This is a genomic window from Rhizobium sp. OAE497 (assembly GCF_040546565.1).
In the GTDB taxonomy this organism is placed as follows: domain Bacteria; phylum Pseudomonadota; class Alphaproteobacteria; order Rhizobiales; family Rhizobiaceae; genus Rhizobium.
Genome location: NZ_JBEPOA010000001.1, coordinates 2977067 through 2994268, shown reverse-complemented (window position 1 = coordinate 2994268; position 17202 = coordinate 2977067). Strand labels below are relative to the sequence as shown.

Annotated in this window: 7 protein-coding genes; 2 read left to right on the top strand and 5 right to left on the bottom strand. The window is 63.2% G+C overall.

Annotated elements, in window-relative coordinates; genetic code table 11:
• The first annotated feature begins 13 nt into the window (after window positions 1-13).
• The gene (locus ABIE40_RS15175) at window positions 14-901 is read left to right on the top strand and encodes a LysR family transcriptional regulator (protein ID WP_199627750.1); all 888 of its coding nucleotides are present in this window, start codon (window positions 14-16) and stop codon (window positions 899-901) included.
• Window positions 902-953: 52 nt separating this feature from the next.
• On the opposite strand, the gene ABIE40_RS15170 is transcribed toward ABIE40_RS15175, so the two are convergent.
• The gene (locus tag ABIE40_RS15170; protein ID WP_199627749.1) at window positions 954-1586 is read right to left on the bottom strand and encodes a hypothetical protein; all 633 of its coding nucleotides are present in this window, start codon (window positions 1584-1586) and stop codon (window positions 954-956) included.
• 506 nt (window positions 1587-2092) lie between these two features.
• On the opposite strand from ABIE40_RS15170, the gene ABIE40_RS15165 reads away from it, so the two are divergent.
• Window positions 2093-2572 carry a carboxymuconolactone decarboxylase family protein gene (locus ABIE40_RS15165; protein WP_199627748.1) on the top strand — a complete coding sequence of 160 codons (480 nt, stop codon included), beginning with the start codon at window positions 2093-2095 and terminating at the stop codon, window positions 2570-2572.
• 63 nt (window positions 2573-2635) lie between these two features.
• Here ABIE40_RS15165 and ABIE40_RS15160 read toward each other — a convergent pair whose 3' ends face one another.
• From ABIE40_RS15160 to ABIE40_RS15145, 4 genes are all read right to left on the bottom strand, one after another.
• Window positions 2636-3955: an HlyD family type I secretion periplasmic adaptor subunit gene (locus tag ABIE40_RS15160; RefSeq protein ID WP_199627747.1), complete on the bottom strand. Its 1320-nt coding sequence runs from the start codon at window positions 3953-3955 to the stop codon at window positions 2636-2638.
• 17 nt (window positions 3956-3972) lie between these two features.
• Entirely contained in the window at window positions 3973-6450 is a 2478-nt protein-coding gene (locus ABIE40_RS15155; protein WP_199627746.1) for a calcium-binding protein, read from the bottom strand.
• Window positions 6447-8210 (bottom strand): type I secretion system permease/ATPase, encoded by a 1764-nt coding sequence (locus ABIE40_RS15150; protein WP_199627745.1) that lies wholly within the window; start codon window positions 8208-8210, stop codon window positions 6447-6449. The genes ABIE40_RS15155 and ABIE40_RS15150 overlap by 4 nt, the downstream gene beginning before the upstream one ends.
• A gap of 70 nt (window positions 8211-8280) precedes the next feature.
• Window positions 8281-17163: a peroxidase family protein gene (locus tag ABIE40_RS15145; RefSeq protein ID WP_199627744.1), complete on the bottom strand. Its 8883-nt coding sequence runs from the start codon at window positions 17161-17163 to the stop codon at window positions 8281-8283.
• Between the last annotated feature and the right edge of the window lie 39 nt (window positions 17164-17202).

The window sequence follows — 17202 nt, the reverse complement described above, 5'->3', positions numbered from 1 at the left end:
GTCACAGCTGAAGATGCAAAGCCTGCTGAATGAAACCGCCGGACTGGTAGCCTTTGTTCGAACGGTGAGGGCAGGGTCCTTCAGCGCTGCCGCGAAAAGCCTGGGCACCACGCCGTCCTCGGTTTCGAAGAGTGTGTCCCGGCTGGAACAGCTCCTTGGTGCCAGCCTCTTCAGGCGCTCGACGCGGCTATTGGCGATGACGCCGGAAGGCGAGGCTTTCTACGAAAGGATCTCGCCACTTCTCGAGGGCATCGACGCTGCCGCCGACGCCACACGATCGCACCTGGAGCCGGCCGGGCATCTGCGTGTCAGCCTGCCGAGTGAACTTGGCCGGATGATCCTGCAGCGCGTCGTCGACGAGTTCATGCCGCGATATCCGGAAATCTCGCTGGAGATCGGGATGACGGACAGGGCCGTCGATCTTCTGCGCGAAAATTACGACGTGGCCTTCCGGGTTGGCGGCACCGCTCAATCCGGCCTGATGTGCCGGACGCTGGCGCATCTCGACATGGCGATCGTCGCATCGCCTGCCTTTCTCGTCGGTCATCGGAAGATGAGCGCGCCGGGCGATCTGCGCGAGCTGCCATTCGTGCGCTACGTCATTGCTGGCGTGCCCTATCCGATCCCGCTGCCTGACGGGAGCGAGCTTGTGCCGCAGGGGAGATTGGATCTCGATTCCGCAACCGCCATTCGCGATGCCGCGGTTTCAGGGGTAGGCGCCGCCTATCTGATCAAACGCATCGTCCAGGACGACATCGATCGCGGCCTGCTTGTCGAACCCTTGCCCGGTATACCGCTCGGCACCGTTCCGCTTCAGGCGATCCATGCGTCGGGCAAGATGCCCAGCCTTCGCCTGCAGGTCTTTACCGATTTCATTGCCTCGATCATGGCCGGATCCTGAACAGGGTGGCCTCGAAAGAGGGGAAATTCCGCCCCTCTTTCGATCCCCTGTCTCAGACATCGGCGGACATTTTGCCCGGCCAGGTGAAGTAGTAGTAATCGCCGCCGACCTTCTCGAAATAGGCATTCCCGCCCGTCTTGGCGTCGATATAGGAACCGTCAGCCGACTTGGCGAAACTGCCGTCGCTCTCGCGCTTCAGGTGATCCTGAAGAAACGTGTTCCAGGCCTCGCTATCGCCAGTCTCGATCTTCCCTGCGGATTTGCCGCCGGCGGGGTCGTAGGCGGTGACGGTTTCGCCGGTCGCCGGATTGGTCACCTCCAGCGTTCCGTCCTTCATCGCCTGCATCATCCCCTGGAAATTGACGTAGCTCATCGGGTTGCCGGCTGCGCCATCGAGCTTGTCCTTCAAGGCGTTCATGAAGGTCTTCGAGCCGATGAAGCCATCAGGCGCGCGCGCGGCGCCGTCCTGCCCGTCAGCGTTGCTCAGATTGTGGAGAGCCTGCAGCAGCACCGAAAGCGAGCCGCCATCCAGCCCCGTCGAACTGTGGTCGAGATCGATGCCGCCGAGCAGGCGAGAGATAGGGCTTGCCATGGATGAGGCGTTCGAGCTGCTGTTGCCATCTTTGAGAATGCCGAGCGCCAGGTTTGCGCTGTAGCTGCGTGCGAGTGAGAGTGCCGAGATCATCGGAATCTTCCTGTCTGACGTTGCTCGTAGCCGATGCGTTTTTTCAGCATCGCCACGACGATCGAAATGGATTTGCCGGCGGCATAAAATGACGGCCACAACCAGCTCTCATGGCTGAAGCGGCGGCCCTCAAAACCGGCCGCGCAAGCCGAAGAGAATTGCCTGCGCAACCCAAGCGCTAGGAATGACGGCTTGCTTGAGGCTTGCGATAAACGATGCCCTGAACGGTCTGGCTGCGTCCGGACACGCTGAAAATATGATAACTATTTCAATAAAATAGATATCGAAGTCTGCGGCGTTCTGCTGCGGAATACATAGGCTCTCGTTACAACTGCAATACGATTGAGCTGCTGGACGGTGGGGTGCGGTGGACGCCATCAAGTCCTCGGCCCCTAACAGATGTATAGCTGTTCACGCCTCGCCCGCTCGATCACCATCGATCCGTTCCACGAGGCGGATTTCGCATCCGCCCGGCGATTTCAATCCTCAGAAACGGATGAAAACTCATGACACAGCGACTGAATTTCGCTCAACTCTCCCCCGAGCTCTTCAAGGGCCTGATGACGCTCAGCAACGATGCCAAGAAGGGTGCGATCGAACAGTCCATCCTCGATCTGGTCGATATTCGCGCCTCCCAGATCAACGGCTGCGCCTTCTGCCTCGACATGCATTCGAAGGAAGCGACGATCCACGGCGAGCGCCCGCTGCGCCTCTACCACATCGCCGCCTGGCGGGAATCGACGCTGTTCAGCCCGCGCGAGCGTGCCGCTCTCGCCTGGACCGAAGCCGTCACCAAGCTCCCCGAAGGCGGCGTCCCTGACGAGCTCTACGAAAAGGTGCGCGCCCAGCTCTCCGAAAAGGAAATCTCAGACCTGACCTTCCAGATCATGGCCATCAACGCCTGGAACCGTGCCAGCATCGCCTTCAAGGCCGTCCCGGGCTCCGCCGACAAAGCCTTCGGTCTCGACAAGGCCGGATTGGAGTAAGGCGTGACGCGGCGGGCGATGCAGTAGGGGCATCGCCCGCTGGGCAGGCCCGGGAAAGCACCCTCACTCCTCCCGAAACGCCCGGCTGAACTGATCCGTCAGCGGCTTCGTGAAAAACGACATCGCCGTCCGCTCCTGTGTCGAGATGAAGACTTCGACCGGCATGCCGGGCAGGAGTTTGTGGTTGCCGAGCCTGGCGAGTTCGGAGGGGGAGACGGCGATGTCGGCGAGGTAGAAGATCTGGCCGGTTGACGGGTCGGTGCTGGTGGCGGCGGAGACGTAGGCGATGCTTCCGGAGAGCTCCGGCGTCGAGCGCTGGTTGAAGGCCGAGAAGCGCATGCGGGTGTCCTGGCCGATCGAGACCTGGTCGATATCGGTCGGCGCCAGGCGGGCCTCGATCTTCAGCGCGGCATCGGCGGGGACGAGGGTGAGCAGCTTTTCGGCGGGCGTGATGACGCCGCCGATCGTGTGGACGAAGAGCTCGTTGACGGTGCCTGAAAGAGGAGCGCGGATATCGGTGCGGGCCAGCCGGTCCTCGACGGCGATGCGGCGTTCCCTCAGTTCCGAGATCTTTGGCTCGACGATACCGAGTTCGCGCTGGGCTTCGGTGCGGGCGGCCTCGTCGATGGCGATGATCTGGACCTGGATTTCGCTCATGCGGGCGCGGGAGCGGGCGATATTCGCCTGGATCTCGCCGCTCTCGCCGGTCAGCTTGGCGATCTCGCGGTCGATGAAATATTTGCGCGACGTGTCGATCAGCTTCCTGTCGGCCAGCCCCTTGATCTTGTCGTGCTCGGTCTGGACCAGTTCGAGCTCGCCAGCCTTGGCGTCGCGCTGGGCGATCAGGCCCTTCAATTCCTCCTCGAGCTGCGAGATGCCATATTGCAGTTGCTGCTTCTGGTTCTGCCGGTTGCGGCGGTTGCCGTCGAACATTTTCTGTTCGCCGGTGGCGACCAGCGGGAATTCGCCGAGGATGGCTGCTAGCTCGGCCGGGTAGGCGATCGCCTCCACATTGTCGCGCTCGGCGACCAGCCGTGCCTGACGGGCGGTCAATTCGACGAGTTGGGTGCGGACGATCGAGAGCTCGGCGCGGGTCTGGGCGTCGTCGAGGCGCAGCATGATCTGCCCCTTGCTGACCTGATCGCCTTCCTTGACCGCGATTTCGCTGACGATGCCGCCGTCGCGATGCTGGATCGATTTCAGGTTCCGGTCGACCTTCATCACCCCCGAAGCGATGATCGCACCCCTGAGCTGCGTGGTCGCCGCCCAGCCGCCGGCACCGGCGAAGAGCAGCAGGCCGAGGGCAATACCGGCGGTGATGCGGGTCGCCACCGGGAACATGTTGTTGGTTTCGGCCGACGGCCGCTGCTGGTCCTGGTTCATCGCTTGTCTCCCCGTCTCTACACATTCTCGACGATGACAAGCAGATGGTGACCCGTGAGATTGATGGTCATCTCGTAATGCTCGTCCTTGTCCATATCGACTTCGATCAGCGTCTGGCTGAGCTCGTCCGTTCCCTCGTGCCGGACGCGGATGGGTAGCGGCGTGCTGTCCGCATTGTCGCCGTAGATATCCTCGAAGCGCTCCTCGATGCCGTCGAGCACCTCCTCGAAGATCTTGTATTTGGAGATGTCGATGCGATCGCCGACCATGAAATCGAGGATCTGGTGGACGACATCGGCGCTGCTTTCGCCGGCGGGGACGGTGAATTCGAACGTATCGTTTCCATCGCCGCCCGAGATGACCGCGGCGGTCAGTCCCGCCCGGATGACATCGTCGCCGGAGCCGGCGACGGCCTTTTCGAAACCCTCGATAATGTCCTGGCCGACTTCGAAACCGGTCGCCTTGCCGCTTTCGAGATCGATCAGCACGCCATGGGCGGTCTGCGAATAATCGATCGTGTCGTCGCCATCGCCGCCGTCGAACACGTCGTCGGCTTCATCGGCCCACGCTTCGACCGTGTCATCGCCATCGCCTGCGAAGAGAAATTCCTCGCCGTCGCCATCGCGCAGGATGTCGTCGCCGTCGCCGGTCTTGATCACCTCGAAGTTGCTGATGCTGTCCGTGCCGATGTCGGCACCGCTGGCATTGGCGGCGACGAGATCGACGACGACGGTGAGGACAGCTGCGGAATAGTCGAGCGTATCGACGCCTTCGCCGCCGTCATAGCTGTCGGCCGCCCAGTCGAAATCGCCGGTGACGGTGTCGTTTCCTTCACCGCCCTTGACGAGATCGGTACCGGCGCCGCCGCTCATCTCGTCATCGCCGGCATTGCCATGCAGCTCGTCGGCGCCATCGCTGCCGGTGAGCGTATCGTCTCCAGATCCAGCGCGGACGATCTCGAAATCGGTGACGGTGTCGCAGCCGATCTCGCTGCTCTCGGCCTCGCCGGAGACGAGGTCGATCTCGACGGCCTCGGCAAGGGCGGAATAGTCGAGCGTATCGGTTCCGGCGCCGCCGTCATAGATATCGTCGGCCTGGTCGGCATCGCCGGTGACGGTATCATCGCCATCCTCGGCCTTGACCGTATCGGCGCCGCGGCCGCCGCTCAGCACATCGCGGCCGGTCCCGCCTGCGAGGTGATCGTCGCCGGCGCTGCCGAGGACAACGTCGTCGCCGTCGCCGCCATCGAGGCGGTCGTTGCCGTCTTCGCCGTCGATGATGTCGTTTCCGGCATCGCCATAGAGTTGGTCGGCACCATCGCCGCCACGCAGCAGATCGGCATCGGCACCGCCGCTGAGCAGGTCATCGCCGGCCTCGCCGAACAGGCTGTCCCGGCCGTCCTCGCCATAGAGCCGGTCGTTTCCGGCGCCGCCCCAGACATGGTCGTCGCCGAGGCCGCCGAGCACGATGTCGTCGCCATTGCCGGCAAAGATCGTGTCATTACCGCTGCCGCCGAGGATATGGTCGTTGCCGTCTCCGGCGCTGATCACGTCATTGCCGCTGCGGGCATCGATATTGTCATTGCCGGCGAGGCCTTCGATATCGTCGGCGCAGGCGGTTCCGGCGATCAGGTCGTCGCCCGATGTGCCGGTGATCGGCGGCGCCTTGACGACGGAGAAATGCGCCGTCTGCGAGACCAGGGCCTGGCCGTCGCTGATCATGTAGGTGATGGTGACCGGGCCGAGACCGGCGGCGTCGAAGCTCCAGCCGCTGGCGGTCTGGACGAGTTTTCCCGAGGACACGGCAATATCCTTGATCGACAGCAGGTCGCCATCGGGATCGATGCTGCCGCGCAGCAGATCGGCAAGGCCGATCAGCGCCAGGCCGCAGCCGGAGATATCGGCGAGTGTCACCGGGCCGTTGGTACGCGGAGCGCGGTTGACCGGTTTCGCCGCTGGTTCGGCGCTCGAAGAGCGCGCCGCGCCGCCTGCTCGCGGGCCGGGATCCGGTTGCACCTGGCGCGGCCCGGTCCAGGCATTGTCATTGGAGGCGTGGAAGGAGGCGGAGACGCCGCCGAAGCTTTTCAGCAGCGACAGGCTCGGCAGGTTCAGCCGGTTGAACTCGATGGCGTCGGAATCGGTGAGCGCATAGCTGACCCGGTTCTTGTGGCCGGAGAGCACGACGCCACCCGGTTTGCCGCCGGAGTAGGAGCCGCCGATCTCTTCGTCGGGCATGCGGACCACGGCGCCGGCGGCTTCGACGTCGATCGGCGGCAGATCGTCTTCATCGCTGGCGGGGCGGCGGGGATCGGCCTCGCCGCCGCGTGGGGCTTCCTGCGGGCTCCCGAGCGCGCTTTTCAGGTAGAGCGCAAAGCCCGTCAGCAGCAGGGAAAGGAAGACCGGCACCCGGGACAGCTTGTCGTCACTTTTCAGGACGTAGCGGTCGTGCGGGTCTTCTTCGGTCTTTGCGGTTTTGGTGCCTTTGACCTCGATCATTCTGACATCCTCGCGGTGATGCGTGATCCAAGCTGCGTCATGGCGGCCGGCCGGCTGCCGGTTTCGGCGGCTGCGGGCTTGAGGATCTCGTCCTTGGGTCCGAAGGCCACCATCTTTCCGCTCTGGATGACGGCGACCATATCGACTGCGGCCAATGCGCTTGGCCGGTGAGCGATGACGATGGCAATGCCGCCGCGGGCGCGCACGGCCTTGATCGTCTGGGTCAGCGCCGCTTCCCCCTCGCCATCGAGGTTGGAATTCGGCTCGTCCATGACGACGATGAAGGGATTGCGGTAGAGCGCGCGGGCAAGGCCGATGCGCTGGCGCTGCCCCGCCGAGAGCGAGACGCCCTGGGGGCCGAGAGCCGTGCGATAGCCCTCCGGCATGCGCACGATCATTTCGTGGATGCCGGTGGTCTGCGCTGAATCGACGATCGCCCGGGGATCGACCTGCGGTTCGAGCCGAGAGATGTTTTCCTCGATCGAGGCATCGAGCAGCGCGACATCCTGCGGCAGGTAGCCGATATGCTGGCCGAGATCGTCGTCCGACCACTGGGTCAGTTCGGCGTCATCGAGGCGGACACTGCCGCGCAGCGTCGGCCAGACGCCGGTGAGTGCCCGGGCGAGCGTCGTCTTGCCGCCGCCGCTCGGGCCGATGATGCCGAGCGCCTGCCCGGCGGCAACCTCGAAGCTGACTTCGCTGAGCAGCACGCGGCCGGAGCCGGGGGCGGCGACGGTGATCTTCTCGACCTTCAGCGAGCGGCTGGGGGCGGGAAGCGCCATCGGCGGCTCGGCGCCGGCGAGCGCGATCACGGTTTCCTTCAGCCGCAGGAAGGCGGTGCGGGCGGCGACGAAGCCTTTCCAGTTGCCGATCGCCAGATCGACAGGGGCGAGCGCCCGGGCGGAGGCAACGGAGGCGGCGATGATGGCGCCTGCCGAAAGCTCGCCCTTGATCGTCAGCCAGGCGCCGAGACCGAGCACGGCCGATTGCAGGATCATGCGCAGCACGCGGGAAATCGCCCCGAATGTGCCGCTGATGTCGTTGGTGCGGGTCTGCAGTTCCAGATGATCCTGGTTGGCGCGGTTGAAGCGCTCGACGGCCCGCCCGGCAAAGCCCATGGCCTTGAGGATATCGGCGTTGCGGGCGTTGGAATCGGCAATGGCGTTGCGCTCGATGCCGGATTTGTGGGTGGCGCTCGCCAGCCGCCGGGTCATCAGCTCGGTGATGATCGTCAGCATCGACAGCACGAAGGCGCCGGCGAAGGTCAGCGCACCCAGATAGGGATGCAGCATATAGACGAAGATGAGATAGAGCGGCATCCAGGGCAGATCGAAGAGTGCCACCGGGCCCTGACTGCCGAGGAAGGAGCGCACGGTATCGACATCGCGGCCGCGCTCCAGCGCTTCTGCCGTCGAGAAACCGAAACGCGGCATGTCGATCGCCACCTGATGGGCGAGTGGGGCAAGACGGCTGTCGAGCCGCGCGCCCATGCGCACCAGGATTTGCGAGCGGATGATGTCGAAGAGGCCCTGGAAGAGATAGAGGCCGATGGCGAGTGCCGAGAGGCCGAGCAGCGTCGGGACGCTGCCGCTCGTCAGCGCGCGGTCATAGATCTGCAGCATGTAGAAAGAGCCGGTCAGCGCGAGAATATTGATGGCGCCGGAGGTGAAGAAGAGGAACACGAAAATCCCTCTCAATCCGGATGTCAGCTTCTCGACCTGTTTGCGCTTGGCTCCGGTCAGCGGGTTCTTGGGGCGCATGTCGTTCACCACTTCTTTGATGACGGGAATTCAGGTGCGCCGGGTTTTCCGGCGCACCTGACGTTTCGGATCAGAGATTGAAATCCGAAGTGGTGAGGTTGTGGTTCCCCTTGATGCTGAGGCGCAGCTCGGCGCTGTTGTCGCCATCGACGCTGCCCTGGACGACCGTGTAGTCGCCGTCGGCGCGGACCTCATGCGTGACGATCAGCTGCGCCGCGCCGGTCAGTGTCGAGCCGTTGACCAGCGTGAAGGCCTGGTTGCCGGCAAGGCCGCCATTGGCATCGGTGGCGCTGAGGTCGATCTTGTCGCCGGGCTGGAAGCCGAGGATCGTGTCTCCATCGGCATCCTTTTCGGAGAGGAAGACGAACTTGTCGTTTCCGGCGCCGCCATCGAGAATGTTGGCCGCGGCATTGGCGGTGATCGTGTCGTTGCCGGAGCCGGTGACGACATTCTCCATGCCCCAGAGCGTATCGGTGCCGGATTGCGTGCTCGAGGCACTGCCCCGGCCCATGAAGCCGCTGCCGAGATCGACATTCAGGTTGGCGGTGATCGCCGCCAGATCCAGCGTGTCGCTGCCGGCGTCACCGTAATAGGTGTCGTCGCCGTCACCCGCTTCGGCCACGAAGAGATCGTTGCCGTCCCCGCCATGGGCGGTATCGTTGCCCGTACCGGTCTGGATCATGTCGTCGCCGGCATCGCCGAAGACGCGGTCGGATCCGGCATCGCCATAGAGCATGTCGTTGCCATCGCCGCCGAGGAGATCGTCGTTTCCGGCGCCGCCGAAGACCATGTCGTTGCCGCCTTCGGCATTGAGGAAGTCGTCGCCGTCATCGCCGCGGATGATATCGGCACCGGCGCCGCCGGTTGCCACGTCATTGCCCGCGAAGCCGACGATCGTTTCGCCATTCGCCGTACCGAGGAGAACGTCGCCTGCTGCGGTGCCGGCGATCATGGCGCCTGTCGTTGCTGCCGGCGGGGTTGGAGTGGTCGGTGGTGTCGGCACCGGCGGCGTGCCGGCATCGTCTTCTTCCTCTTCAGGCGCCGCACCCTCACCATTGAACTGCGGCAGCCCGCCTTCGCTGGTGAACTGGATGCTGTGCTCGCCATTGGTCATCGTCGTCACGCCGTTTGCCGCGGTCGTGATCTCGTAGTCGGCGGCGGTGGTGCCGGCGGCAAGCTCGATGACATCCTGCGGACGCAGCGTGCCGATGATCGTGTCGTTGCCGCCGTTGGAGCGGAAGACGATGCGGTGAGCGGAACCGAGCGCCGAGATATCGATCGTATCGTCGCCTGCGTCGCCATCGATGGTGATGGTGTTGAGACGCAGGCTGGTCGTCGAGAAGTCGCCGACGATATTGAAGCTGTCGGCCCCTGCGCTGCCGGATGTGCCGGAGGGATCGACACCATTGATGCGGATTTCCTCGATCTCGCTGAGTTCCGCGATGACGGAAGCATTGTTGCTGCCGTTGCGGGTCACGACGATTTCGGTCGCGGCATTGATGTTTGTCGCGACATTACCCGCGATCGCCAGCCAGGCTGCCCTGGTGTAGATCGTGTAGGCCTCGGCCGTGGCATTGCCGTTGATGACGAAGGTGTCGCCCGCGGCTCCTTCCGTTCCGCCATTGACGATATCGCGGCCATCGGTGGCGCCGGAAGCATTGGCATTCCAGATAACGGTGTCGTCGCCGGCATCGCCGTTGATGGTGTCGACGCCGAAGTTGCCTGTCGCATTGATCGTCAGACTGTCGATGTTGACACTGTCGCCGGCTTCGAGGCTCGAGGCCACGAAGCGGATTGCGGCATTGGCGGTGAATGGACCGGTGCCGAACAGGCTGAGGTCGATCGTTCTGGTCGGCACGGTGTTGGTTCCATCGTTGATCGTATCGACCTCGACGAAGGTCACGCCGTCACGAGAGAAGAACACGCCGATCGTATCGTCGCCCGTATCCAGCCCGCTCTCGACGATCGAGTAGCTGAGCGTGGCGGTGGTCGCACCGGCGAGATCAACGCTGCGCTGGATTTGCGCCCCGTTGAAATCGCCGCCGTTGCCGCCGATGAACTGCAGGACATTGTTGTTGCCGGCGTCGATGCGGATCTGGCCCGCAGCGACAGCACCACTGTCGTTGCTTTCGACCCAATCCGGATCCCAAGTGGTCGTGCCATTGGAGTTGCCCTGGCTCTGAGTTTCGAAATTGTCGGCATAGTTCACAGAGGCGATACCAAGGCCGCCGCTGAGCGTGTCGTTGCCGTCGCCACCATTAAGGGTATCCGCACCCGAACCGCCGTTGACCACGTCGTTGCCGCCATTCGCGTTGACGGTGTCATTGCCGCCGAGTGCGTTGATCGTCTCGGATGTGGTCCCTACGCCATTGAGCGTGTTGGCGGCTTCGGTTCCGGTGATCGTGCTGGTCGGGGCCGCTGCCGCAAGCGTGAAATCCGTGGCATCGATGGCCGCGGTATTGCTGCCGTTGATGAGGATCGTCCCCTGGACGGTCGAGGAAGGTCCGTTCTCCCGGATGGTAATGAGCGTGTTGCCGCCTGAGGCGGATTCGAAGACGCGGTTGGCGAAGTTCGCCGCCGTGACCCCGAGCCCGCTGAGGTCGATCTTGTCCTGGTTGGCTGCGGTGCCTCCGGTGCTGTCGAAGCTGTTGATCGTGTCAGCGCCGAAGCCTGGTGCGTTGTAGACAATGGTGTTGAAGCCACCGCCAACATCGATGGTGTCGTCGCCTGCCCCGCCGATGATCGTATCGTTGTCGTCGCCGCCACTGATCGTGTCGTTGCCGTCGCCGCCATCAAGCAGGTCATTGCCGTCATCGCCATTGAGCGTGTCGTTGCCACCAGCGCCGAACAGCTGGTTGGCTCCGCCATTGCCGTTGATGACGTTGTTGAGGGTGTTGCCGGTGCCCCTGACAGCGGCACCGTTAAGGTCCAGATTCTCGAGATTTGCGCCGAGCGTGTAGTCGATGTCGGATTCGACGCGATCGGTGCCGCCGACGAGGAGATCCGCCGACGTTTCAGTCACGACATCACCGGCCTCGTCGACCTCATAGACGTCGTTGCCGTCACCGCCGATCATGGTGTCGGCACCGAGGCCGCCATTCAGGGTGTCGTTGCCGGCGAGGCCGCTCAGCGTATCGGCGAGATCGCCGCCGGTGATGATATTGTTGCCCGCGTTGCCGGTGCCGACGAACTGGCTGGCATCGGCGCCGAGGAAGGCGAGGTTCTCGACATTGGCCATGGCCGCAATCGAGAGTTCGGCGAGGAAGGTCTCGACCGTATCCGTGCCTTCACCTGCGGCTTCGACAACGACGTCGAGCAAGTCGTCGACGCCGTAGGTATCGTCGCCCACGCCGCCGACCATCGTGTCGGCGCCGATCGCGCCTTCGAAGTCGTCGAGGGCGGCATTCAGACGGTTGTCGAGATCATCGTTGCCAGTGCCGCCGACCAGGAGGTCGTCGCCGAGGCCGCCGACGAGATCGTCGCCCTGGCCGCCACCGAAGATCAGGTCGTTGCCGCCGCCGCCGGTGATCGCGTCATCATCGCCATCTTCGCCCGCAATGAGGTTGTTTGCGATGGATGCGGCGAGGTTGACGGTTCGGGTGCCGCCCGTCGGGTCCGCCCGGCTGATGGCATAGTCGCCGACCAGCTGGTAGCCGTTGAAGAAGGCGCCGTTGAAGTTGATGAGCTCGACGCCGGTTTCCACGGCGTTGCCGGTGTAGTGTCCGTTCACCGTTATCGTCTGCTGGATTCCACCAGGCAGCGTGTAGTTTATCACCAGGTTGCCGTTTGCGTCGGTCGTGCTGCTGTCGAAAGCATTCAGCGCATTGATAGTCAGGATCGGCAGGCCATCGACATCGACGCCCGTGCTCGGGGCGAGGATGGAGATCTTGTCTGCCGTGCCTGCGCCTACACCGCCGAGTTCATTGATGACGTCATTGCCGTCACCGAGACCAAAGGAGTAGGTGTCGTTGCCGAGCCCTCCATTGAGGGTATCTACGCCGACGTTGACTGCGGGCACTGTTGCGCTGATGAGGAAGTTGTCGATGTAGAAATTCTCTCCTCCCTCCCAATCGCCTTCGGCCCTAAAGCGGATAGCTGAAGCGCTGCTCATCTGTGCTGAGGTGAGTGCTATGGAGAAGGTGTTCGAGCCCGTCGCGGTGTTGCCTCCAAAGGTCGCAAGTATGTCCCATCCGATACCGTTCCAAGCCTCAAGCACTACATTCTCGACTGGATTGCCCTGGCTTGCAGCGTCCAGCCCAGCGTCCTCGTACGAGAAGGACAGAGTTGCCGCGAGTGCTCCATTGAGGTTGAGATTCCTCGTGATGATCTCGTTGCCACCAATGTTTTCGTCGAATCTTAGTCTTCCGTTGGCGATCTCGATATCGCCGCCAGCTGCACCTCCTGTTCCGCCACCATCATTGGTTTCAACCCAGGCACCGGTGAAGCTGGCGCTGCCATTGTTGTCGGCATACGAGATCTGTCCGTCAAAGTTATCTGAATAGGTATTCGTTGCCGTTGTGCCGCCTGCACCGCCTACAAGGATGTCGTCCCCAGCAAGGCCGTTGAGCGTGTCCGCACCGGCAAGGCCGAGGATGAGGTCGTCTTGTGCTGTGCCGTTCAGCGGTACATCACTGTTTGGAGTACCAACGATGATATTGAGCGCATTGCCGGTGGCAAACTCCACCTTCTCGATGTTACGCAGCCGGTCGCTGCCGTCGATCGCGTCTTCGACCGCATGGGTGACGATGACCTGTCCATCAGTGGTGGCCGAGAAGGCATATTCGCCGCGGTCGCCGCGGAAGATGGCGGTGTCGCTGTCGGCGACATTGTCCGCGCCGGCCGTGGTGATTTCGCGGATGATCTGCAGCTGGCCGGGGTTGATCCTGCCTTCGAACATCCAGGCAGCGAGCGTCTTGGTGACGGACGCGCCGTTGACGACAAGCGTGACGAGGCTCGTCATGCTCTTGATGTTCGGATTGCCGGCAATTTCCGTCCCAGTGGGACCATTGTCGTCGTAGCCGCTCATGATGCCGATGCGGACGTTCAGCCACTTGTCGCCATCGATGATGTCGTCGCCGCCATTGCCCTGGATGCGGTCGCTGCCGTCGCCGCCGAGGATGATGTCGCCACCGGCAAAGGAGGTGACACCGGCGCCGAGCACGGCCTGCAGGCCGGCGATCAGGGCGATGCCCTGGGCGTCCAGCGTGCTGCCGAGATAGCCGCTGGTGCCGCCATTGGCCAGGCTCGCACGGTCGGCCGCAACGTCTTCGGTACCGCCGAGCACGTCATTGAATTTCGTGCCTGACAGGCCTTCCATCGACTCGTATTCGTCGAGGGCGGCGTTCTGCGGCAGGGTCGGAGCCTCGTCGAAGACGATCGGGCGCGACAGGTCGGCATTCACGCCGAGCGTATTGTCCTTGTAGGTCGCCCAGTCGAAACCGGACATGCCGGCCATCTTGCCGCGGCCGGCACTGCCGACCATGATGTCGTCGCCGCCTTCGCCGATGAACTCGTCGAAGCCGCCATCGCCGAGGAACACATCGTTTCCGTCGATGCCGTCATGGGCAAAGATTTCGTCGAAGTTGTCGCCGGGGGCGCCGTCGAAGGTCCCGGTTTCGATCCAGTCGTCGCCCTCGTTGCCGAGAATGCGTTCGGCATTCTTGTTGCCGTAGATGAAGTCGTTGCCGGTGCCGGCGAAGACTTCCGAGCCCATGTCGGTGCCGAGGAAGATGAAGTCCTGGCCGTCATTGCCCATCACAAGGTCGAGGCCCGGGCCGGCATGCACGACGTCATGGCCCTTGCCGGCCTTGATATTGTCGTCGCCGCCGCTGTCGACGATGATGTCGTGGCCATCGCCACCGTTGATGATGTCGTTGCCGAAACCGCCTTCCAGCCGGTCGTTGCCGGCGTCGCCGAAGAGCGTGTCGTCGCCGATGCCGGCGATAAGCGTGTCGTCACCGTTGGTGCCGCCGAGGACTACGTGGTCGCCGCCGGTGTAGCGGAGGTAGTTGGCGTCGGCGCCGGCGGTGGCCGGATTGTCGCGAATGACGAGAGGCGTCAGCAGGCTGGTGCCGAGAGGATCGATGCCGCGGTTGTCGGCGCTTTCATTGACCACCGTATTCGGATCGTCCTCCAGGATGCCGTCAGCGCCGGCATCTTCGCCAAGGCCGGGATTGTATTGCTTGGTACGGTCGACTTCGAGAATGAGGCCGGGCGTCGAGAAGACATCCGACGGCAGATGCGTCGCGTCGGTGTTGCGCATGATCATCGCAGCGAAGGAGTTGTTCTCCATCTCGCCGAACAGGTGCAGCCCGTCGAGGCGCTGCAGATAGTAGAAGCGGTCGCCGTTCTGCAGCTTTTCCATCTGCACTTCGAAGACGAAGTTGAAGGTCGAGCCGAGCATGCCGCCGAAGGGCATGATCTGTTCGGCAAGGCCGCCGATCCAGAGATCGACGTTTTCAAGGCCGCCGAGCGAGCCGCCGGCATAGGCGCCTGTAGCGTTCAGGAAGTCGAGCCGGTCTGTCGGCACGACGACCCCGCCCGTGGAGACGCCGGTGATGATGGTGAGCGCCGCGTCGCGCTTTTCCTGTAGCGTATCGGCTCCGGTGATCAGCTCATGTGTGCCATAGGCGGCGATGAAGTTGATAATCGACGCCTCGTGCTTGAGGTGACCAGCGAAGTCGACCCAGCTCTCATAGGGCTTGAGCAGCGAGTCCTCGTTTGTGGCCTCATAGAAGGTGCGGCGGGCCTCGTTCAGGGAGGGCACCCCGGTGTCGCGTCCGCGGGCGAGGTTGATCGTTGCAAGATCGAGCGGCAGGCCGAGCAGGTTGTTGCGCAGCGCCGTCGTGACGAACTCGTCGATCTCGTTGCCGACCTGCCGGGTCATGCCGCGGACAATGGCACCAGCGGCAATGTCGTCAGTGATCGAGTGAGCAACGCCGGTGTCGCCGCCGTCGAAGGCGAGCGGATTGAGGAAGCCTTCGATCAGGCCGATATGGTCTTCGTTGAACGACGGATCGAAACGGTCGATCGACTCGGTCAGCATCGAATGGCCGAAGCGATAGACGACATGAGCGAACTCGGCGACGATCGATGGGTCGATGGTGGTGTCGAAGCCGTCAGGCACGAGGAAGACGTTGATATTCGGCTGGATCTTGCGGGCGAACTCTTCGAAGACGAGATGCTGGTACTGCATCTCGGTGCCGAACTTGGCTGCCTGGAAGAGGCGCTCGCCATCCCAGACCAGTGTTGCGATCTGTGCGGGCGTCGGCAGGGCAACCAGATCGACTTCCAGCCATTCGTTGATGAAAGCGAGGTCGTTGCTCGCCAGCACCGTGTCCTTGGTATGCTGCACAAGCCTATTGTGCTCGGCATGGAAGACATGGTGGACGGCGGTCAGGCCGATATTTTCGTTGACGCGGCCGTCGCCGGCGATGAAGTGCGCGTCCAGCAACTCGTTATCATATTCGGTATCGCCATTGCCCGGGTTGCCGAGGCCGATGGTGATGTCGCCATCGGCGATCTTGCCGATCGGCACGGCCTCATGGGCGATGTCGGCGAGGAAAGCGCTGGCGGTGCGGATAGCGCCGGTCGTCGAGACGCCTAGTCCGCCGTTGGCGGCCGGATTGCCTTCGAGTACGACGTCATCGGCCGTGTTGGGGATGCCGTCTGCGCCGATCCCGAGGATGATCTGCGGGAAGCCGTTGGCACCGGGAATGAAGTTGCCATAGGGATCGGTGCGCAGCAGCGGCACGGCGCCGACATCGGCATCCGTCAGGTTGATGCCGAGCAGCGTCTTTGCCTGAGCTTTCACTTCGCCCCAGGTGGCCATGCCGCCATTTGCGCCCTCGATCAGCTTGCCGGTTGCGACGGGATCGCCTGCGGCATTGAACTGATACTGGCGCAGGAAGACCTGGTGCGATGCATGCGAGGCATAAGTCTGGTTCTGGTCGACATAAGAGGTCGTGGTGTTGACCGGGCGCACGTCGTCGGTGGTGCCCATGATGCCGTCTGCGCCGGGCGAAACCGTGGCGCGGGTCAGCACCATGAAGTTTGTATGGCTGCCTTCGACATAGAGCGGATCATCGGGCGCCAGCGGGATGAACACCGTGCCGCTGCCGCCCTTGTTGATCAGGTCGAGGCCGTGATCGAAGAACTGCCCGAACAGGGTGAACCAGGAATTGAACGGTGCCGACAGGCCTTCATCCGGTGCTACGGCAGGAAGATAGACATTGTCGCCCTGCATGGTGATGCCCAAGGGCTCAAGCGCCGTGTCGCGCACCGTGCGGGCCTCTTCGAGAGCGCTTACTGTCAAGGCATGGGCTGCCGTGGCCTCCGCCAATTCATCCAGCGCTATCTGCTCTTCCGGGGTCGGCGCGTTGTTGGGATCGCCATCGCCGAGCGCATCGGCCGCAGCCCTGGCGTTCTGCATGACGACGCGCGCCTGGTATTCTGCATCCGAAGCCGGCTTGAACGTCTGGTAGATCGCCGTAACCAAGGGGAGATCAGTCATCGGACTTGCGGCGCCGGCCCGCTCAAGTGCGGTCAGGATCGCGGCCGGATTGCCGAGGGTCTGATCGACGAGCAGGTTGGAAATCGTGCGGAGGCTGGAATCGAAGACCAGCGAATTGGGATTGTTCGATGGGTTGTAGTTGGGTGCCGTCGGCATCGCCGGAGCCGGACCGTTCGGGCCGTCGGGATCGAAGGGCGTGCCATCAGCGGGCCGGTAGATCGGCGACATCAGTTCGGGGAACTCGGCACCTGCGGCGCCCCACATCTCCTGGCCGGGCAGGAGGTGGTTGTAACTGCCATCGACCGTGCGCAGGCCCCAGGCGACGTTGTATGCCGGGATCAAGCCGTCTTCGCCGTAGAGCGTGGCTCCCGCGGAATGCGCCTCCGCAATCTTGATCTGTGCCAAGATGAAATCGAGATCCGAGCGAATATAGGTGACCATGTTACTCTCCCCTCCGATTGCATTGGAAACGTTATCGTT

Coding starts and splice junctions, on each gene's coding strand:
- ABIE40_RS15155 (WP_199627746.1), bottom strand. CDS start 6,450: ATGATCGAGGTCAAAGGCACCAAAACCGCAAAGACCGAAGAAGACCCG.
- ABIE40_RS15150 (WP_199627745.1), bottom strand. CDS start 8,210: ATGCGCCCCAAGAACCCGCTGACCGGAGCCAAGCGCAAACAGGTCGAG.
- ABIE40_RS15160 (WP_199627747.1), bottom strand. CDS start 3,955: ATGAACCAGGACCAGCAGCGGCCGTCGGCCGAAACCAACAACATGTTC.
- ABIE40_RS15170 (WP_199627749.1), bottom strand. CDS start 1,586: ATGATCTCGGCACTCTCACTCGCACGCAGCTACAGCGCAAACCTGGCG.
- ABIE40_RS15145 (WP_199627744.1), bottom strand. CDS start 17,163: ATGGTCACCTATATTCGCTCGGATCTCGATTTCATCTTGGCACAGATC.
- ABIE40_RS15175 (WP_199627750.1), top strand. CDS start 14: ATGCAAAGCCTGCTGAATGAAACCGCCGGACTGGTAGCCTTTGTTCGA.
- ABIE40_RS15165 (WP_199627748.1), top strand. CDS start 2,093: ATGACACAGCGACTGAATTTCGCTCAACTCTCCCCCGAGCTCTTCAAG.